Annotated in this window: 16 protein-coding genes; 9 read left to right on the plus strand and 7 right to left on the minus strand. The window is 72.0% G+C overall.

Annotated features, from left to right (window positions below):
* Window positions 1-289 precede the first annotated feature (289 nt).
* Both JAN01S_RS13930 and JAN01S_RS13935 read left to right on the plus strand, forming a co-directional pair.
* Window positions 290-4,159: a Pls/PosA family non-ribosomal peptide synthetase gene (locus JAN01S_RS13930; protein WP_280513189.1), complete on the plus strand. Its 3,870-nt coding sequence runs from the start codon at window positions 290-292 to the stop codon at window positions 4,157-4,159.
* A complete protein-coding gene (locus JAN01S_RS13935; protein ID WP_244884853.1) occupies window positions 4,156-5,466 on the plus strand; it encodes a M1 family metallopeptidase in 1,311 nt (436 codons plus the stop codon). Before JAN01S_RS13930 ends, JAN01S_RS13935 begins: the two co-directional genes overlap by 4 nt.
* Here JAN01S_RS13935 and JAN01S_RS13940 read toward each other — a convergent pair.
* On the minus strand, window positions 5,433-6,065 hold the full coding sequence (locus tag JAN01S_RS13940; protein ID WP_084360277.1) for a 4'-phosphopantetheinyl transferase family protein: 633 nt from the start codon (window positions 6,063-6,065) through the stop codon (window positions 5,433-5,435). The two genes, JAN01S_RS13935 and JAN01S_RS13940, sit on opposite strands and share 34 nt — an antisense overlap.
* A gap of 25 nt (window positions 6,066-6,090) precedes the next feature.
* Window positions 6,091-6,606, minus strand: coding sequence for an IclR family transcriptional regulator (locus JAN01S_RS13945; RefSeq protein WP_068319220.1), 516 nt, complete (start codon window positions 6,604-6,606; stop codon window positions 6,091-6,093).
* A 16-nt stretch (window positions 6,607-6,622) separates the two neighbouring features.
* Between JAN01S_RS13945 and JAN01S_RS13950 the strand changes: the two genes are divergently transcribed.
* The 6 genes from JAN01S_RS13950 (at window position 6,623) to JAN01S_RS13975 (ending at window position 13,752) form a co-directional block, all read left to right on the plus strand.
* Window positions 6,623-7,219 (plus strand): flavin reductase family protein, encoded by a 597-nt coding sequence (locus JAN01S_RS13950; protein WP_068319221.1) that lies wholly within the window; start codon window positions 6,623-6,625, stop codon window positions 7,217-7,219.
* 115 nt (window positions 7,220-7,334) lie between these two features.
* Complete coding sequence (gene chrA, locus JAN01S_RS13955) at window positions 7,335-8,507, plus strand: chromate efflux transporter (RefSeq protein ID WP_244884854.1); 1,173 nt, start codon at window positions 7,335-7,337, stop codon at window positions 8,505-8,507.
* A gap of 188 nt (window positions 8,508-8,695) precedes the next feature.
* Window positions 8,696-10,111: an NAD(P)/FAD-dependent oxidoreductase gene (locus tag JAN01S_RS13960; protein ID WP_157075764.1), complete on the plus strand. Its 1,416-nt coding sequence runs from the start codon at window positions 8,696-8,698 to the stop codon at window positions 10,109-10,111.
* 9 nt (window positions 10,112-10,120) lie between these two features.
* Window positions 10,121-11,407, plus strand: coding sequence for a M16 family metallopeptidase (locus JAN01S_RS13965; protein WP_068319223.1), 1,287 nt, complete (start codon window positions 10,121-10,123; stop codon window positions 11,405-11,407).
* Window positions 11,404-12,771, plus strand: a complete 1,368-nt coding sequence (locus JAN01S_RS13970) for a M16 family metallopeptidase (RefSeq protein WP_068319224.1) — start codon at window positions 11,404-11,406, stop codon at window positions 12,769-12,771. The genes JAN01S_RS13965 and JAN01S_RS13970 overlap by 4 nt, the downstream gene beginning before the upstream one ends.
* Window positions 12,772-12,930: 159 nt before the next feature.
* Window positions 12,931-13,752, plus strand: a complete 822-nt coding sequence (locus JAN01S_RS13975; RefSeq protein ID WP_068319225.1) for a putative endonuclease domain-containing protein — start codon at window positions 12,931-12,933, stop codon at window positions 13,750-13,752.
* 155 nt (window positions 13,753-13,907) lie between these two features.
* Here JAN01S_RS13975 and JAN01S_RS13980 read toward each other — a convergent pair whose 3' ends face one another.
* From JAN01S_RS13980 to JAN01S_RS14000, 5 genes are read right to left on the minus strand one after another with little or no spacing between them, the layout of a single operon-like run.
* Window positions 13,908-14,363: a hemerythrin domain-containing protein gene (locus JAN01S_RS13980; RefSeq protein ID WP_068319226.1), complete on the minus strand. Its 456-nt coding sequence runs from the start codon at window positions 14,361-14,363 to the stop codon at window positions 13,908-13,910.
* 36 nt (window positions 14,364-14,399) lie between these two features.
* Window positions 14,400-15,182: a histidinol-phosphatase gene (gene hisN / locus JAN01S_RS13985; protein ID WP_068319227.1), complete on the minus strand. Its 783-nt coding sequence runs from the start codon at window positions 15,180-15,182 to the stop codon at window positions 14,400-14,402.
* A gap of 18 nt (window positions 15,183-15,200) precedes the next feature.
* Entirely contained in the window at window positions 15,201-16,211 is a 1,011-nt protein-coding gene (rsgA, locus tag JAN01S_RS13990; protein WP_068319228.1) for a ribosome small subunit-dependent GTPase A, read from the minus strand.
* The gene (gene aroA, locus JAN01S_RS13995; protein WP_306305673.1) at window positions 16,211-17,449 is read right to left on the minus strand and encodes a 3-phosphoshikimate 1-carboxyvinyltransferase; all 1,239 of its coding nucleotides are present in this window, start codon (window positions 17,447-17,449) and stop codon (window positions 16,211-16,213) included. Before aroA ends, rsgA begins: the two co-directional genes overlap by 1 nt.
* Window positions 17,450-17,509: 60 nt before the next feature.
* A complete protein-coding gene (locus JAN01S_RS14000; RefSeq protein WP_068319230.1) occupies window positions 17,510-18,013 on the minus strand; it encodes a DoxX family protein in 504 nt (167 codons plus the stop codon).
* Window positions 18,014-18,099: 86 nt separating this feature from the next.
* Here JAN01S_RS14000 and JAN01S_RS14005 point away from each other — a divergent pair.
* The coding region (locus JAN01S_RS14005; protein ID WP_169797240.1) for an SOS response-associated peptidase at window positions 18,100-18,528 on the plus strand (429 nt) is incomplete at its 3' end.

Below are 18,528 nucleotides of genomic sequence, written 5' to 3' on the forward strand. Positions count from 1 at the left end.
CGCGGACGCCCTCGCACCTCGACCAACGAGTTGTCTCGAGGCTCGGGCGCGGACGCCCTCGCACCTCGACCAACGAGTTGTCTCGAGGCTTCGCTCGCTGCGCGAACTCGCACCTCGACCAACGAGTTGTCTCGAGGCTCGGACGCCCTCGCACCTCGACCAACGGGTGGGCTCGGGCGTGGGCGTGGCCCTTCGAGGCTCCTTCGTCGCACCTCAGGGACCGTTCCTCCGGGCCTGTCTGCGGGGTGGCGCCGCCGAGTGTTCACCTGGATCGGGGATCATCCCCCCCGTGACCTCCCCTTCGCTCCTGCCCTCGCTCCTCGCGGGTGATCGGGCGCCGGCTCCGCGCACCCTCGTCGACATCTTTATGGGCGTCGTCGAGGCGCACCCGGACGCTTCGGCCGTCGACAGCGGGCAGGAGATGCTCACCTACTCCGAGCTGGCCGAGGCCGCGTCGGCCCTGGCCGAGCAGCTCGCCGACCTGGGCATCGGGCCGGGGGACAAGGTCGGCGTGCGCATCCGCTCGGGCTCGACCGACCTCTACGTCGCGATCATCGGCATCATCCTCGCGGGCGCGGCGTACGTGCCCGTCGACGCGGACGACCCGGACGAGCGGGCGCGGGTGGTCTTCGAGGAGTCGTCGGCCGTCGCGATCGTCGGCAACGAGCTCGTCATCTCGACCACCGTTACAGGACAGGGGCGCCCGTCGATCGAGCCGACCTCGCCGGCGACGAGCGACGACGCCTGGGTGATCTTCACCTCCGGCTCCACGGGCAAGCCGAAGGGGGTGGCCGTCACCCACCGCAACGCGGCCGCCTTCGTCGACGCGGAGTCGCGCATGTTCCTCGTCGACGACCCGATCGGGCCGGGGGACCGGGTCATGGCGGGCCTGTCCGTGGCCTTCGACGCCAGCTGCGAGGAGATGTGGCTGGCCTGGGCCTACGGCGCCTGCCTCGTGCCCGCGCCGCGCTCGCTCGTGCGCTCCGGCGTCGACGTCGGCCCGTGGCTCGTGGCCAACGAGATCACCATCGTCTCGACCGTCCCGACGCTCGTGGCGCTGTGGCCGCCGAGCTCCCTGGACAAGGTGCGGCTGCTCATCATGGGCGGCGAGGCGTGCCCGCCCGAGCTCGCCTCGCGCCTGCAGCGCGAGGGCCGCGAGGTGTGGAACACCTACGGCCCCACCGAGGCCACCGTCGTCGCCTGCGGCGCGATGCTCGACGGCTCCGACCCGGTGCGCATCGGCCTGCCCCTCGACGGCTGGGACCTCGCCGTCGTCGACAAGGAGGGCCACCCCGTCGGCGAAGGGGAGTCCGGCGAGCTGATCATCGGAGGCGTCGGTCTGGCCCGCTACCTCGATCCCGCCAAGGACGCCGAGAAGTACGCGCCCATGCCCACCCTCGGCTGGGACCGCGCCTACCGCTCCGGCGACGTCGTGCGCAATGACCCGCTCGGCCTCGTCTTCGCCGGTCGCGCCGACGACCAGATCAAGCTCGGCGGCCGGCGCATCGAGCTCGGCGAGATCGACGAGCAGCTCCTGCGCGTGCCCGGCGTCGTGTCGGCCGCGGCGGCCGTGCGCTCGACCCAAGCGGGCAACAAGCTGCTCGTCGGGTACCTGACGACCGACGAGCAGTTCGACGCCGGACGCGCCCGCGACCTGCTGCGCGAGCGGATGCCCGCAGCCCTCGTCCCACGGCTCGCCGTCGTCGACGAGCTGCCGACCCGCACCTCGGGCAAGGTCGACCGCGATGCGCTGCCGTGGCCGCTGCCGACCTCCACCGACACGACGACGAAGGGGGAGCTCGGCGAGACCGAGCAGTGGGTCGCCGCCCTGTGGGCCGAGATCATCGGCGCCGACGTCAGCGACCCGAGCGACGACTTCTTCGACCTCGGCGGTGGCTCGCTCACCGCCGCCCAGGTCGTCAGCCGCCTGCGTGAGCGCGCCCCGGAGACCACCGTCGGCGACCTCTACGCGCACCCCACGCTCGGCGACCTGTCGGCCTGGCTCGAGGAGTCGGCCGCCGCGTCGACCATGGTCGTCTCGGACCGCAAGGTCCGACCCATCCGGACGCGGACCCAGGTGGCGCAGCTGTTCGGGATGATCCCCCTTCGCGCCCTGGCGGGTCTGCGGTGGGTCGCCTGGCTCATGCTCGGCTCGACCATCGGCCACCAGGTGCTGGAGTGGCTGCCCACCTTCCCCCTCTGGCTCGTCGTCCTCGCGACGGCGGTCTTCATCCTCAGCCCGGGACGCATGGCCCTGGCCGCGGTCCTCGCCCGACTCGTGCTCCGCGGGGTCACTCCCGGCGCCCACCCGCGTGGGGGCAAGGTGCACCTGCGCCTGTGGCTCGCCGCGCGCATCCAGGACGAGCTCGCCGCTGCCTCACTGTCGGGCGCGGTCTGGTTCCGTTGGTACGCAAGGCTGCTCGGTGCCAAGGTCGGCAAGGGGGTCGACCTGCACGCCCTGCCCCCGGTCACCGGGTGGCTTGACATCGGCGCCGGCGCGACGGTCGAGCCCGAGGTTGATCTGCTCGGCCACTGGATCGACGGCGACGTCGTGCACGTCGGCCCGATCACCATCGGCGCCAAGGCGCGCATCGGCGCCCGCAGCACCATCTCGCCCGGTGCCGTCATCGGGCGCGCCGCCGAGGTCGCCCCCGGCTCGCACGTCATGGGCACGGTGCCCGAGAGCGAGTTCTGGTCAGGGTCGCCCGCCGAGCGCCAGTCGCAGGCCCGCGGCCCGTGGTCGGACGAGGAGGCGCCCGCCCCGGCAGGGTGGCTCGTCGGCTACGGCCTCCTCGGCGTGCTCATCGCCGCGCTGCCCGGGCTGTCCGTCCTCGCCGGTGCGGCCGTCCTGTGGCCGGCCGTCGTCGACAGCGAGAGCCTCGGCGCAGCCCTCGTCGCGGCCCTGCCGTGGATGCCGGTCGCAGCGGTCGTCGGCTTCGTCGTGCTGGCGCTGCTCGTGCTCGCGCTGACCCGCCTGCTCGGCACCGCGATCAGCCCCGGCCACTACCCGGTCCGCTCCGGCCCCGGCCTGGCGATCTGGGGGACCGTCCGCCTGCTCGACGAGGCCCGCGACTGGCTCTTCCCGATCTACTCCAGCGCCTTCACCCCGACGTGGTTGCGGCTGCTCGGCGCCCGCGTCGGCACCGGCGTCGAGGCCTCGACGGTCCTGCTCATCCCCAAGCTCGTCCGGGTGGGCGACCACGCCTTCCTCGCCGACGACACGATGATCGGCTCCTACGAGCTCGGCGGCGGCTGGATCCGCGTCGAGCGGGTCAAGGTCGGCAAGCGCTCCTTCGTCGGCAACTCCGGCATGCTCGCCCCCGGACGCCGGGTGCCCAAGCGCTCGCTCGTCGCCGTGCTCTCGGCGGCACCCCGCCGCGGCAAGGCCAAGGCCGGCGCGTCGTACATCGGCTCGCCCCCACGCAAGCTGCGCCGCACCGCCGAGGAGCAGGACTCCAGCCGCACCTACGACCCGTCGACGCAGCTGCAGGTCCTGCGAGCCCTCGTCGAGTTGTGTCGCGTCGTCCCGCTGTGGTGCTCCGTCGGCCTCCACGTCGCCGTCGCCGTCGCCCTCCTCGCGCTGCTCGACCGATCGGTCTGGGCCGCAGTGCTGCTCGCCGGCCCGGTGCTCATCGTCGGCAGCCACGTCGCAGCCGGCATCACGCTCGCCGCCAAGTGGCTGCTCGTCGGCCGCCACCGCGAGGGCGAGCACGAGCTGTGGACCCACTTCGTCTGGCGCAACGAGCTCGCCGACACCTTCACCGAGATGCTCGCCGCGCCGTGGTTCACCCGGATCACCGCCGGCACCCCGGCCCTCAACGCGTGGCTGCGCCTCATGGGCAGCAAGGTCGGCGCGGGCGTCTGGTGCGACACCTACTGGCTCCCCGAGAGCGACCTCGTCCATCTCGGCGACGGCGCGACCGTCAACCACGGGTGCGTCGTGCAGACCCACCTCTTCCACGACCGGGTCCTCAGCATGGACACCGTCGTGCTCGACGCGGGGGCGACGCTGGGCCCCAACAGCGTCATCCTCCCTTCGTCCAGCATCGGACGGCACGCGACCGTCGGGCCCGCCTCCCTCGTCATGCGGGGAGAGGGCGTACCGTCACGGACGCGATGGATCGGCAACCCGATCGGACCCTGGGAGGACGAAGAGTGAGGCGGCACGGCACGGACGAGTACGTCCCCGGGCACGGTGATGCGAGCTTCGACGTGGAGCACTACGACCTGGTGCTCGACTACAAGATCGCGGGCAACCGGCTCTCCGGTGAGGCGGTCCTGCGCTGCCGCGCCCTCGAGGACGTCTCCCGCATCGAGCTGGACCTGCACGCACTCAAGGTCGCTCGCGTCCAGGTCGACGGCGCCGCCATCAAGTACACCCACCGCTCCGAACGTCTGGCGGTGACGCTCGGGCGCACGGTCGAGCAGGGCGACGGCTTCGAGGTCGCGGTGCGTTACTCGGGCACCCCGAAGCAGATCCGCAGCCGCCGGCTCGGCGAGGCCGGCTGGGAGGAGCTCGAGGACGGGGTCCTCGTCGCGGCCCAGCCGCACGGCTCGCCGTCATGGTTCCCGTGCAACGACCGCCCGGACAACAAGGCGACGTACGACATCGCGCTCACGACGGCGAAGGGGTACCACGTCGCCGTCGCCGGTGAGCTCGCCGACCGCAGCACCCGCGGGCAGAGCACGACGTGGACCTACCGCCAGGACGACCCGATGGCGACCTACCTCGCCACCGTGCAGATCGGCCGGTACGAGGTCATCGAGCAGGAAGGGGGCCCCGTCCCCGTCCGCGTCGTGGCCCCGGTGGACCGGCCGCGGGAGGGCTTCGAGGCGGCCTTCGGCCTGCAGCCGCAGATGCTCGGGTTCTACGCGGAGCTCTTCGGGGACTACCCCTTCGCGTCGTACACGGCCGTCATCACCGACGACGACCTGGAGATCCCGCTCGAGTCGCAGGGGCTGTCGACCTTCGGTCGCAACTTCATGCGTGACGACTGGGAGTGCATCCGGCTCGTCGCCCACGAGCTGAGCCACCAGTGGTGGGGCAACTCGGTGACGCTGACCCACTGGCGCGACATCTGGCTGCACGAGGGATTCGCCTGCTACTCCGAGTGGCTGTGGTCGGAGCGTATCGGCCTGATGACCGTCGGCGAGCGCGCCGAGGTGCACCACGAGCGGGTGCGCACCGACGACGGTGACGAGCTGCTCCTCGGGGATCCCGGGCCGGACCTGATGTTCGACGACCGGGTCTACAAGCGCGGGGCGCTGACGCTGCACGCGCTGCGCTGCCGGATCGGCGACCACGCGTTCTTCGAGGTGCTGCAGACCTGGACCGCGGCGATGCGGCACGCCAATGTCACGACCGAGATGTTCATCGAGCACGCCGAGCGCGTGACGGGACTTCAGCTGCGGGACCTCTTCGAGCGGTGGCTCTACGCCGTCGCACTGCCCCCGCTGCCGGTCTGACGGATGATCGCCGTGCTGGCCCAGCAGTCGTGTGGCGCAGGGATGTCGGCCACCTCCCAGTCGGCGACCCGGATCTCGCTCATCGGTGTGGCCAGGCCCGTGCCGAGCGCCTTGAGGATCGCCTCCTTGCGGCACCACGCCGCCGCCCGCTGCTCCGAGACGCGCATTTCCCCGGGGAGATGCGCGGAGGTGGGCGCCTGAACGCGCATGTGCCCGGGGAAATGCGCGGAGGTGGGGGCCTGGGCGCGCATTTGCCCGGGGAGATGCGCGTCGAGCTCGCCGGGGTGGAGGACCAGGGCTGGGTCCCAGCGGGCGTTCACCGCTGCGATCGACTCGACGTCCACGCCCACCGGGTGGTCGGCGATGACCGTGACGAGGTGGTCGCCGCAACGGGAGAGGCTCACGTGGGGGCTGGTCCCGTCGGGCAGGCGGACCCATGGCCGGCCATGCGAGTCGGAGCCGCAGGTGGGGCAGTGGCGGCCGGTGCGGACGGGGTCGGTGGTCTCGAGGCTCGACCAACGTGCCGCGTGGGCGCGCAGGGCTGCGTCTCCCTCGACACGCGTGCCGCGCGAGCTCCTCGGCACACGTCGGTGCCACATGATGTCCACCCCGCGAGGGTAGGGCTCACCCCTCGCCGAAGGCGGTGAAGTCCTGGGTGATCCGCTTGGCGCTCACCACGAGGTTGCGCAGGATGAACTCTCCGCGTGTGCCGGTGAGGGAGCGGGTGCGGCCGACGATCGAGACGGCTGCGACGACCTGGCCGTGGGCGTCGAAGACGGGCGCCGACATCGAGGAGAGCCCGACCGCGCGCTCCTCGCTCGTCCAGACCCAGCCGTCGGCGCGGGCCCGGGCGAGGACCTGCTGCAGTCGGACGGTGTCGGTGATCGTGCGAGCGGTGTAGCGGATGCGTGGCAGGGCGAGGGTCGCCTCGGCGATCTCGGGGTCGAAGGCGGCGAGCACCCGACCGGAGCTCGAGGCGAAGCCGCTCACCTTGCGCATCCACTCGCCGCTCGCCTCGCAGGGGAGAGAACCCGCGTCGAACCGCTCCACGTACACGACCTGTCCGCCGGCCGGCAGGCCGAGCTGGACGGTCTCCTGCACGGAGTCGTGCAGGGCCATCATCGCCGGCGGCATCGGCATCACGCCGATGATGGCGATGGCCGAGCACCTCGCCCGCGAGGACAAGCCCTTCCACCTCACCTACGGCGGACGCACCCGGGCGTCGATGGCCTTCTGCCAGCGGCTCGACCGGCTGGGTGACCGGGTCTCCTTCCTCGCCGAGGACACCCAGGGCCGGGCGGACCTCGAGACGATCGTGCGCGATCTGCCCGACGGCGGGCTGGTCTACGTCTGCGGCCCACTCGGTCTGCTGCAGGCCGTGCAGGCCGCTGCCGAGGCCATCCACGGGGCCGACCAGGACGTCGTGCGGTTCGAGCTCTTCACCACCAAGGGCCTCGAGCCCCGGGTCGGCGCGAGCCTGGACGCCGACGACTACGAGCTCGTCCTCGCCCGCTCCGGCCACACGCTGCGACTGGCGCCCGAGGACAACATCCTGGAGAAGGCGCTCGCCCTCGGCATCGACGTCGAGAACGACTGCCGCGAGGGGATCTGCGGCTCGTGCGTGACCCCCATCCTCGAGGGCACCGTCGACCACCGCGACCTCGTCCTGACCAAGAAGGAACAGGCCGCCATGGCGGAGATGATGATCTGCGTCTCCCGACCGACCTGCGCGCGCCTGGAGCTCGACCTCTGACGGCACCCGTTGTTCACCAGGGTGGGTCATGCTCTCGCGCGGCAGGGCTTCGAGGCTCGGCCGCAGGGGGCCTCACACCTCATCCAGCGGGGGCCCGGTCGATAAGGATGTGGGCGTGCGCGGTGTCGGAGAGGTCTTCAGGGTCTTCCTGCTCCTCGGGCTGACGAGCTTCGGGGGACCGGTGGCGCACCTGGGCTACTTCCGCGAAGACTTCGTCGAGCGCCGCCGCTGGCTCACCGAGCAGGCCTACGCGGACCTCGTCGCGCTCTGCCAGTTCCTCCCCGGGCCCGCCTCGAGCCAGGTCGGCATGGCGATCGGGTTGCGCCGCGCCGGCTACCTCGGGATGGCGGCGGCGTGGGTCGGGTTCACCCTCCCTTCGGCCCTGCTCATGCTCGGCTTTGCGCTCGGCGCGCAGGCGATCGGGGTCTCCGGGGACGAGAGCTGGCTCCTCGGACTCAAGGCCGCTGCCGTGGCGGTCGTCGCCCATGCGGTGCTCGGCATGGCGGGCAAGCTCGCCGTCGGGCCGCGCCGGGCCGGCATCGCCGTCGTCGCGCTCGCCGTCGTGCTGCTCCTCCCTTCGGCCGCGAGCCAGGTCGCCGCGATCGTCCTCGGCGGGCTGGCCGGGCTCCTCTGGTTGACCGCCGACACCCCCGACCACGACGACGAAGGGGGCGTTCCCGTCCGTCGTCGTACGGCCGCGGCGGCCCTGGCGGTCTTCGCCGCCCTGCTGGTCTCCCTGCCCATCGCCGCCGCGCTCGTCGACGACCCGACGCTCGGACTCGTCGACGGGTTCTACAGGGCCGGGTCGCTCGTCTTCGGCGGCGGGCACGTCGTGCTGCCGCTGCTCGAGGCCGAGACGGTCGGGCAGGGGCTGGTCAGCCATGGCGACTTCCTCGCCGGCTACGGCGCCGCGCAGGCCGTGCCGGGGCCGCTGTTCACCTTCTCCGCCTACCTCGGCGCGCTCATGCCGGGGCAGAGCCCGGTGCTCGGCTCGCTCGTCGCGCTGCTCGCGATCTTCCTCCCTTCGGCCCTGCTCGTCGTGGGGGGACTGCCGTTCTGGGAGTCGCTGCGCGGCTCGGCCCGGGCGCGGCGGGCGCTCGCCGGCGCCGGTGCGGCGGTCGTCGGCCTGCTCGCCGCGGCGCTCTACGACCCGGTCTTCACGCAGGGGATCACGGGGGAGCGCTCCTTCGTCGTCGCCGCGATCGCCTTCGTTGCGCTCGCGGTGTGGCGGGTGCCGGCGTGGGCGGTCGTCATCGGCGCCAGCGCGCTGGGGTTGGTCGTCTTATAGGGCGGGGGTCTCGAGGCTCCTCGCTGGGGCTCGTCGCACCTCGACCTGCGTTGCAGTCTCGAGGCTCGCGCCCGGGGGCGCTCGCACCTCGACCAGCGGGGGTCGACCAGCGTGCCCTTAACACGGATCGGCCCTCTGTGACCAGAGGAACAGCCGAGGATTTCGCCCACGTCAAGGGGTGGGCCACAATGGGAGACGTGAGCGCTACCTCTGGCAAGCACCGTGTCGTCATCATCGGATCCGGCTTCGGCGGCCTCTTCGCCGCCAAGGCCCTGAGCGGCAAGGACGTCGAGGTCACCCTCATCTCGCGGACCAGCCACCACCTCTTCCAGCCGCTGCTGTACCAGGTGGCGACGGGCATCCTCTCCGAGGGCGACATCGCCCCGACCACCCGCGACATCCTCGCCCGCGACAAGAACGTGCGCACCATCCTCGGCGACGTCCACGACATCGACGTCGAGCAGCGCACCGTCACCTCGTACTCGCTCAACCACGAGACGGTCACCCCCTACGACAGCCTCATCGTCGCCGCCGGCGCCGGTCAGTCGTACTTCGGCAACGACCACTTCGCCCGCTACGCGCCGGGCATGAAGGACATCGACAACGCGCTCGAGCTGCGCGGCCGGATCTTCGGCGCCTTCGAGCTCGCCGAGACCACGCTCGACCCCGAGGACCGCGAGCGGCTGCTCACCTTCGTCGTCGTCGGCGCCGGCCCGACCGGTGTCGAGATGGCCGGCCAGATCGCCGAGCTCTCGCACAAGACGCTGACTCACGAGTTCCGCCACATCAACCCGCGCGACGCCCGCGTCGTCCTGCTCGACGGCGCCGACCTCGTGCTGCCGACCTTCGGTGACCGCCTCGGCGGCAAGACCCGCGCGAGCCTCGAGAAGCGCGGCGTCGAGGTCCAGCTCGGCGCGATGGTGACCAACGTCGACGGCACCGGCCTCGACGTGAAGTACAAGGACGGCACCACCAAGCGCATCGAGTCGATGACCAAGGTCTGGGCCGCCGGCGTCGCCGCGTCCCCGCTCGGCAAGATGCTTGCGGACAAGACCGGCGCCGAGGTCGACCGCGCCGGGCGCGTCCACGTCGAGGAGGACCTGACCCTCAAGGGCCACCCCGAGATCTTCGTCATCGGCGACATGATCAACCTCAAGGGCTACCCGGGTGTCGCCCAGCTGGCGATCCAGGGCGGTCGCTACGCGGCCAAGGAGATCGTCGGCCGGCTCGAGGGCAAGGAGCCCCAGGCCCCCTTCGTCTACAAGGACAAGGGCTCGATGGCGACGATCTCGAAGTACTCCGCCGTCGCGAGCATCGGCAAGATCAAGCTCACCGGCTTCATCGCCTGGCTCGCGTGGCTGGCCGTGCACCTCATGGCGATGGTCGGCTTCAAGAACCGCATCTCGACCCTGCTCAACTGGATCATCACCTTCGTCGGCAACAACCGCAACGAGCGGGCCACGACGATGCAGCAGGTCTTCGCGCGGCGGGCCATGGAGGACCTCGGTCCCAATGCCTACCCCGAGCTGCCGCGCCGCGGGCACCAGGAGCAGCTCGAGGCCGACGAGCGACGCGACGCCGAGGAGAGCCGCAACGCGTCGTAGGGTGCGGGCATGCACTTCACCCTCGAGGAGCACACCCTGCCCAACGGGCTGCGCGTCGTCGTGCAGCCCGACCACACGACGCCGACCGTCACGGTCAACCTATGGGTCGGCGTCGGGTCACGCCACGAGGAGCCGGGGAGGACGGGCTTCGCCCATCTCTTCGAGCACCTGATGTTCCAGGGCAGCGCCAACGTCGCCAACGGCGAGCACTTCCAGGCGCTCATGGGGGTCGGTGGCCGGCTCAACGCGACGACGTGGTTCGACCGGACCAACTACTTCGAGACGATCCCCTCGGGCGCGCTCGAGCTGGCGCTGTGGCTCGAGGCCGACCGGCACGCCAACCTGCTCGCGGCGGTCACGCAGGACAACCTCGACAACCAGCGTGACGTGGTCAAGGAGGAGAAGCGTCAGCGCTACGACAACCAGCCGTACGGCCAGGCGCTGTCGACGGTCTACGCGACGGTCTTCCCCGAGGGGCACCCGTACCACCACTCGACGATCGGCTCGATGGAGGACCTCGACGCCGCGTCGGTGCAGGACGTGCACGACTTCTTCACCGCCCACTACGCGCCGGACAACACGGTCCTGACGATCGTCGGCGACGTGACGGCGGAGCGCGCCTTCGAGCTCGTCGAGCGCTACTTCGGGCACATCACCCACCGGGCCGCCCCGCGCCGTGGTCCCGTCGACCCGCTGCCGCCGCTGGCGGAGCCGGCCCGCGTCGAGGTCGAGGACGAGGTGCCCAATGACCGCATCCACCTCGCCTTCCGTCTGCCTGCCGAAGGGGGCGACACCCGTCGCGAGTTCCTCGCCGCCTCGATGGCGCTCGACTGCCTCGGTGGATTGAGCTTCTCGCCGTTGGAGCAGAGCCTCGTGCGCGAGGAGCAGCTGGCCAACAGCGTCGACGTCGGGGCGATGGGCTTCGTCGACGGCGTCTCGCTGGGGCTCGTCGTCGCCGACGTCGCCGACGGGGTCGACACCGACGCGCTCGAGGAGCGCATCTGCGCAGAGCTCGACGCCTTCGCCGACGAGGGGCCGACGCCCGCGCAGATGGAGGCCGTGCGCGCGCAGGCCGAGCGCGGCTGGCTCTCGGCTCTGGCGGCCAAGGACGAGCGGGCCGATGTCATCGGCCACTACACCTGCCTCCACGACGACCCGGAGTACGTCAACACCTTCCTCGACCAGCTGGCCGAGGTGACCGTCGACGAGGTGCGCGCGGCCGCCGATCGCTGGCTGCGCCCCCGCAGCCGGGCCGCCGTCGTCTACCGCGCGACCCAGTCGCAGGAGGTCGCATGAGCACCGACACCAGCCACGTCCAGCCGCGACCCGAGGTCGTCCCGCCGGGGGAGTGGAGCTTTCCCCAGCCCCGTGAGCTGACGCTGCCCAACGGCGTCCGGGCCCTGGTGCACGACGTGCCCGGACAGTACGTCATCTCGGTGCGGGTGACCGTGCCGGCCGCGCTGCGCCACGAGCCGCGCGAGGTCGAGGGCGTGGCCTGGATCATGGCTCGCCTGCTCGACGAGGGCACGCGCACCCACGGCCAGCGTGAGCTGTCCGAGCTGCTCGAGCGGCGCGGCATCGCGATCGGCGCCGGCATGAGTGAGGCCTCCCTCGGCATGGACATGGACGTGCCGCAGCGCAACCTCGCCGAGGCGCTCGACCTGCTCACCGAGTGCCTGCGCGAGCCGGCCTTCGAGGAGGGCGAGGTGGCGCGCCTGCGGCGTACCCGCCTGGCCGAGATCGAGCAGGAGCGGGCCTCCGCCGGGCGGCGGGCGCTCAAGGAGTGGGCCGCCACCTACTACGACGCCGACAACCGCGCCTCGCGTCCCGGGTCGGGCACCGCCGAGTCGGTCGCCGCGATCACGCGTGACGACGTCGTGGGCTTCCACACCGCCCACGTGCACCCCGAGGGCGCGTCGGTCGTCGTCGCCGGTGACCTCACCGGGGTCGACGTCGACGCGCTGCTCGCCGGATCGATCGGCGCCTGGACGACCAGCGGGCGCACGATGCCCGTGGAGCCGGCTCCGGCGCCCCGCGCCGCTGACGCCGCCCGCGTGGTGCTCGTCGACCGGCCCGGCTCGGTGCAGTCGGAGATCCTCATCGGCAGCCCCGGACCCGACCGGAGGGTCGACTCGGGCTGGGCCCCCTTCCCCGTCCTGGCGTACGTCATCGGCGGTGCGCCCAATGCCCGCATCGACGAGGTGCTGCGCGAGGACAAGGGCTACACCTACGGCATCCGGGCGGGGTTCCGGCCGCGGCAGGTCGGGTCGGCCTTCACCGTCTCCGGGTCGGTGCGTGCGGACTCCACGGTCGACTCGCTGCGGCTGCTCACCGAGATCCTCGCCGGCGTCGGCGAGGGGATCACCGCGGAGGAGGCCCGGGCCGGTGTGGACTTCATGACGCTCACCGCACCCGGTCGCTATGACACCGCCGATGCCATCGCCGACGAGACGAGCGGGCTGGCGGGGGACCACCTGCCGCTGACCTTCACCAGCGACGTCATCGCCGCGATGCGGCAGCTGACCCCGGCCGACCTCGACGCCGCGTGGCGCGAGCACGTCTCGCAGGAGCGCACGATCGTCGTCGTCGGCGATGCCTCGCTCTACCGCGACGAGGTCGAGGCGCTCGGGCTGGGGCCGGTGACCGTCGTCCCGAACTGACCTGTAGCCGAAGGGGTCTCCTGGAGCATCTGGTGGCGGAATCCGCCACGAGATGCTCCAGGAGTCCCTTTTGTGCACAGGGTGCGGGTGGTCTCAGCCCTGATCCACAGTCCGCGTCGGGGTCTGGGCTGTCGCCGGGGCGACGGGTGGACTGGCTGGATGATCTACACCTACTCACAAGTGCGGGTCGGGCACACGGCCCGCGAGGTCACGGAGGCTGTCGCTGCGGGGCGGCTCGAGCGTGCGGGGCGGTTCTATGCCCTGCCCGGGACGGATGACTCCTTCGTCGGGCCGTTGCGTCGCGGAGCTCGCGCCACGTGCCTCGTCGCAGCGCGACACCATGGCCTGTGGACGCCACCGGGCGCCGGGCGGCACGTCTACACCAGGCGCGGATCCCACATCCCGGCGGCGTGGATCCCGCACGGGTTCCACCGCGCCTGGCCGGAGGAGGACCCCATCGCCTCGCCCGGGCTGCTGCTCGAGCACGCCTGCCGGTGCCTCGACCCGCTCCACGTGGGGATCCTGGCCGACTCCGCCCTCCATCTGGGCAAGCTCGACGAGGCGGAGGTGGCGGCCATCGCCCGGCGCGCACCGAGGGAGGTCAGGAGGGTGCTGGCGCTCGTCGACGGTCGCGCGGAGTCCGGCACGGAGAGCAAGGTGCGCCTGCGGCTGCAGCTCGATCGGGTGCCGGTGCGACCGCAGGTGAAGATCGAGGGCGTGGGGAGGGTGGACCTGCTCGTGGGGGAGCGGTGGATCGTCGAGTGCGACAGCAAGGCGCACCACACGGCCAAGAAGTCCTACGAAAAGGACCGCGGCCGGGACTTCAACGCGAGCCGGCTCGGGTACCAGACGAGCCGTCTGACGTATGACATGTGCTTCACGGGCTGGGACGACACCGTCGGGTGGCTCGCCGGCATGGTCGCGACCGGGCACCACCTGGTCTCTCCGGAGGAATGGCGCCGGGCCCGACGCAGGCGCTGATGGCGGGAGGGACTCCTGGTGCACGAGGTGGCGGATTCGGCCATCAGATGCACCAGCAGTCCCAGTTGAACACACAACCATCGGGCTGCTGAGCGGGCCTGGGCTGAGCTGTGGGCTGGGGGCTGGGGCCTGGGCTGGGCTGGCTGGGCTGGGGGCTAGGCCATCTCACACCGCCACCCGTCGGGCAGCGTGTCGTCGACCATCGCGTTGCTGATCTGCTCCTGGACCACCGGGTCGAGGACCTCGACGGCGGCGCGGTAGAGGATGGCCTCCTCCTTGTCGTTGTGCGCACCGAGCATGTCGGTGAGCATCTCGCACAGGCGCCGCAGCTCGGCCGGGTCCGGCTCGTCGTCGAGGTGCGCGTCGATCTCGTCGAGCACGGTCCAGATCTGACCGTGCTCACGCAGCATGACCAGGACGGGCGGGATGATCCCGGCCTCGCGCAGCGGCGGGAAGAGGTGCGCCTCCTCGACGTGGATGTGCTGCCGCAGCTCCCGCGCGCTGTCGCGGAAGGGCCCGGGCCGCACCTCCTCATCGAGCCCGGAGACGAACTGCTCCAGGAGCGCGTCGATGCTGCGGTGCTCGGCCTCGAGGTCTCTCGCGATGCTCATGACCCCATTATTCACGAGACGAGACGTGAAAAATAGTCAGAGCCGAGCGAGCACCTCGTCGTGCAGCAGCCCGTTGCTCGCCAGCGCATTGCCGCCCCACGGGCCGGGCTTGCCCTCCAGCGAGGTGAACCGCCCACCGGCCTCCTCGACGATCGCGACGAGCGCGGCCATGTCGTAGAGCTCCAGCTCGGGCTCGGCGGCCAGGTCGACCGCGCCCTCGGCCACGAGCATGTAGGACCAGAAGTCCCCGTAAGCCCGCGTGCGCCACAGGTCCGAGGTGAGGTTGAGGAACTGGCTGCCCCGCCCGGTCTCGCGCCAGCCCTCGAGTGAGCTGTACGACAGCGAGGCGTCCTCGAGCCGGGAGACCCGCGAGACCCCGATCTGCTTGGCCTGGGCGAGCGAGCGGCCGGTCCAGGCGCCGGCGCCCTTCGCCGCCCACCACCGGCGGCCGAGGGCCGGGGCGGCGACGAGTCCGACGACGCAGTCCTCGCCGTCGACGAGCCCGATGAGGGTGGCCCAGACCGGGACGCCGCGGACGTAGTTCTTCGTCCCGTCGATGGGGTCGATGATCCAGCGGCGCTGCGAGTCACCGGTGTTGCCGAACTCCTCACCGAGCACCGCGTCGCGCCCTCGCGCGCGGGACAGCTGCGCGCGGATGGCCTCCTCGCACGAGCGGTCGGCGTCGCTGACGGGGGTCAGGTCGGGCTTGGACTCGACGACGAGATCGTCGGCCTGGAAGCGCGACATCGTGATCCGCTCGACCTGGTCGGCCAGCACGTGCGCCAGGCGCAGGTCATCGGCGTAGGGGGAGGTTGCCATGGCGGCCAACGTACCCGCTCAGTGCTCCTCGCCGCCCCGGGCCCGCAGCAGCCGTCGCAGCGAGTCCAGCCGCAGCTCGCCGCCCGGCCCGGCCTCGCCCGCGGCCACCCACGCGTCGAGGGCGCACTCGGCCTCGTCGTGCGAGCAGCCGCGCGGGCAGCCGTCGGTCCCGGCGGTCAGCTCGGGGAAGTGCTCGATGATCCGGTCCGGTTCGACGTGCGCCAGCCCGAAGGACCGGATGCCCGGCGTGTCGATGATCCACCCGTCGTCGAGCTGCAGCCCGAGCGCGCTCGTCGACGTGTGCCGTCCACGGCCGGTCACCTCGTTGACGTGGCCGGTCGCGCGGTCGGCGTCGGGGCACAGCGCGTTGACGAGCGTCGACTTGCCGACACCCGAGTGCCCGACAAGCACCGACGAGCGCCCGGCGAGCCGGCGCCGCAACTCGGCCAGTCCCTCGCCCTCGGTGATCACCGAGGTGACGACGTGCGGCACGTCGAGGGGTGCGTACTGGGCGAGGAAGTCCTCGGCGGAGGCCAGGTCGGACTTCGTCAGGACGAGAAGGGGGTCCATCCCGGCGTCGTAGGCCGCGACGAGACAGCGGTCGATGAGTCGCGGACGCGGAGGAGGGTCGGCCAGGGCCGCGACGACGACGAGCTGGTCGGCATTGGCGACGATGACCCGCTCGACCGGGTCGGTGTCGTCGGCCGTGCGCCGCAGCACCGTCTCGCGCTCCTCGATGCGCACGATGCGCGCGAGGGTGTCGGGCCGGCCGGAGGTGTCGCCGACCATGCCGACGAGGTCACCCACGACGACCGGCGAGCGCCCGAGCTCTCGCGCCCGCATGGCGATGACGACCCGCTCCGGCAGCCCCTCACCGGCGGGCACGAGCGTCGTCCAGCGGCCGCGGTCGACCGCGGTCACCCGCCCGATGACGGCATCCTCGTGCTTGGGGCGGTCCTTGGTGCGAGGCCGGGAGCCCCGTCGGTTGGGGCGCACCCGCACGTCCGACTCGTCCCAGCGCCGGCCCATCAGCGCTCCGTGGTGAGCATCGACTCCCACAGCCGCACGAACTCGGGCAGCGTCTTGCCGACGGTGCCCGGGTCCTCGACCACGGTGCCCGGCGCGCGCAGCGCCAGGACGGCGGCGGCCATGACCATGCGGTGGTCGGCGTAGGTGTGGAAGGTGTTGGCGCGCAACGGTGCCGGGTCGATCTGCAGCCCGTCCTCGAGCTCGGTGACCCCGACGCCCAGCCCACCGAGCTCCCGGGAGAGCGCGGCGATCCGGTCGGTCTCGTGGCCGCGGATGTGCCCGACGCCGCGGATGTACGAGCGGCCCTCGGCGCAGGCGGCGAGCGCCGCGACGACCGGGGTGAGCTCGGCGGCGTCGTGCAGGTCGATGTCGATCCCGCGCGGTCGACCGTCACCGGTCACGGTGAGCGTGCGTCCGTCACGCGTCACCTCTGCGCCCATCTGCTCGAGCACGTCGCGGATCCGGTCGCCGGCCTGCGTCGTGTGCTTGGGCCAGTCGGGCACGGAGACCGAGCCGCCGGCGACGAGGGCCGCGGCGAGGAAGGGCGCGGCATTGGACAGGTCGGGCTCGACGGTCACGTCGAGCGGCAGCAGCTCGCCCGGCTCGACCCGCCACGTGTTGGCCTCGGAGTCGTCGACCGCGGCGCCGGCATCGCGCAGCGTTTCGACGGTCATCTCGATGTGGGGCACCGACGGCAGCGCCTTGCCGTCGTGCACGACGGTGATGCCCTCGTCGAAGCGCGACCCGGCGAGCAGCAGCGCGGAGATGAACTGGCTGGACGCGGAGGCGTCGAGCACGACCGTGCCGCCACGCACGGAGCCCTGCCCGTCCACGACGAAGGGGAGCGTTCCTCTCCCTTCGTCCTCGACCGTGACGCCGAGGTCACGCAGCGCGTCGATGATCGCGGCCATGGGGCGCACGCGGGCGTGCTCGTCGCCGTCGAAGGCGACCGGGGCGCCGGCGAGCGCCGCGACGGGCGGCAGGAATCGCATGACGGTGCCGGCCAGACCGCAGTCGATCCGGCGGCCGCCGCGCAACGTCGCGGGGGTGATGATCCAGTCCGGGGAGCCGCCGGTCGACGTCGCGTCGTCGACGCCGGCGCCGAGCTGGCGCAGGGCCTGCGCCATGAGTTCGGTGTCCCGGGAGCGAAGGGGGCGGCGCAGCCGCGAGGTGTCCGTGGCCAGGGCGGCGAGGACGAGGTACCGGTTGGTGAGGGACTTGCTCCCCGGCAGCGTCACCGTCGCATCGAGGGGACGGGACGCTGCCGGGGCATGCCAATCAGGACTGGTCATCGGTGGTCAGGACACCGCGTTCTTCGCCTGGAGGGCGGCCAGCTTGGCCTCGCGGCGTGCCTGCCGGGCGGTGCGCTCGACGCTCTCGCCGGCGAGCTTGGCGCGGTAGGTGACGCCGGGCCTGCCCTCGGTGTCGATGGCGGCGATGATCAGGCCGCCCATGAGCGCGAGGTCCTTGAGGAACTGGGTGATCTTGCCCTGCTTGGCCTGCGGGTCGGACTCGGCCCAGAAGTTGTGGGTCGCCGTGGTCGGCACCATCGTGCCGAGGAGCAGGGCGGAGGCCACGCGGGGGAACTTGCCCGTGGCGAGCATGGCGCCACCGGCGACCATCGCGGCACCGTTGGCGCGCACGAGCAGCTCGGTGTCGTCGGGCAGCTGGGTCTTGGCGGCGAGCGGCTTGGTCACCGGCTCGGCGGCGGGCACGTGTGCGGCCGGGTAGCGCAGGGCGTTGATGCCGCCCCAGATGAAGATGCCGGCCATCATCGGACGGGCGATGCGACGAACGATCATTGTGCTCCCTTTCGTCGGGGACGCACCGGGAGGATCCCGGCGGGTACGTCTCTACCGTAGTCGGGCGCGCGGCCTACGCTCGAGGTGTGTGCGGACGTTATGCGGCCACGGCCAACCCGGATGACCTCATCGAGGAGTTCGAGATCGATGCCGACCGGGTGGGTGACCCGGCGCGCTCGCTCCTGAAGTCCCCCCAGGACCCGCCCCCGGGCACCCCGGACCACAACATGGCGCCGACCAAGCAGGCGCCGGTCGTCCTGACGCGGGTGCCGAAGGGGGAGAGCGACCCCCCTTCGCGGCTCGGGCCCGGCGGCCCTCGCGCCTCAGGACAGCGCCTTCGCCAGCTGCGGCTGCTCACGTGGGGTCTCGTGCCGTCGTGGGCGAAGGAGACCAAGGTGGGGCTGCGGATGACCAATGCCCGCGCGGAGACGGTGCTGGAGAAGTCGAGCTTCGCCAAGGCGGCCGCGAGCCGGCGCTGCCTCGTCCCGGCCGCGGGCTGGTACGAGTGGCAGGGG

This window comes from Janibacter anophelis NBRC 107843 (genome assembly GCF_001570945.1).
Classification (GTDB): domain Bacteria; phylum Actinomycetota; class Actinomycetes; order Actinomycetales; family Dermatophilaceae; genus Janibacter; species Janibacter anophelis.

Coding starts and splice junctions, on each gene's coding strand:
- JAN01S_RS13980 (WP_068319226.1), bottom strand. CDS start 14,363: ATGAGCATCGCGAGAGACCTCGAGGCCGAGCACCGCAGCATCGACGCG.
- JAN01S_RS13960 (WP_157075764.1), top strand. CDS start 8,696: ATGGGAGACGTGAGCGCTACCTCTGGCAAGCACCGTGTCGTCATCATC.
- JAN01S_RS13970 (WP_068319224.1), top strand. CDS start 11,404: ATGAGCACCGACACCAGCCACGTCCAGCCGCGACCCGAGGTCGTCCCG.
- JAN01S_RS13950 (WP_068319221.1), top strand. CDS start 6,623: ATGGCCGAGCACCTCGCCCGCGAGGACAAGCCCTTCCACCTCACCTAC.
- hisN (WP_068319227.1), bottom strand. CDS start 15,182: ATGGCAACCTCCCCCTACGCCGATGACCTGCGCCTGGCGCACGTGCTG.
- JAN01S_RS13945 (WP_068319220.1), bottom strand. CDS start 6,606: ATGCCGATGCCGCCGGCGATGATGGCCCTGCACGACTCCGTGCAGGAG.
- JAN01S_RS13965 (WP_068319223.1), top strand. CDS start 10,121: ATGCACTTCACCCTCGAGGAGCACACCCTGCCCAACGGGCTGCGCGTC.
- JAN01S_RS14000 (WP_068319230.1), bottom strand. CDS start 18,013: ATGATCGTTCGTCGCATCGCCCGTCCGATGATGGCCGGCATCTTCATC.
- rsgA (WP_068319228.1), bottom strand. CDS start 16,211: ATGGGCCGGCGCTGGGACGAGTCGGACGTGCGGGTGCGCCCCAACCGA.
- JAN01S_RS13940 (WP_084360277.1), bottom strand. CDS start 6,065: ATGTGGCACCGACGTGTGCCGAGGAGCTCGCGCGGCACGCGTGTCGAG.
- JAN01S_RS13975 (WP_068319225.1), top strand. CDS start 12,931: ATGATCTACACCTACTCACAAGTGCGGGTCGGGCACACGGCCCGCGAG.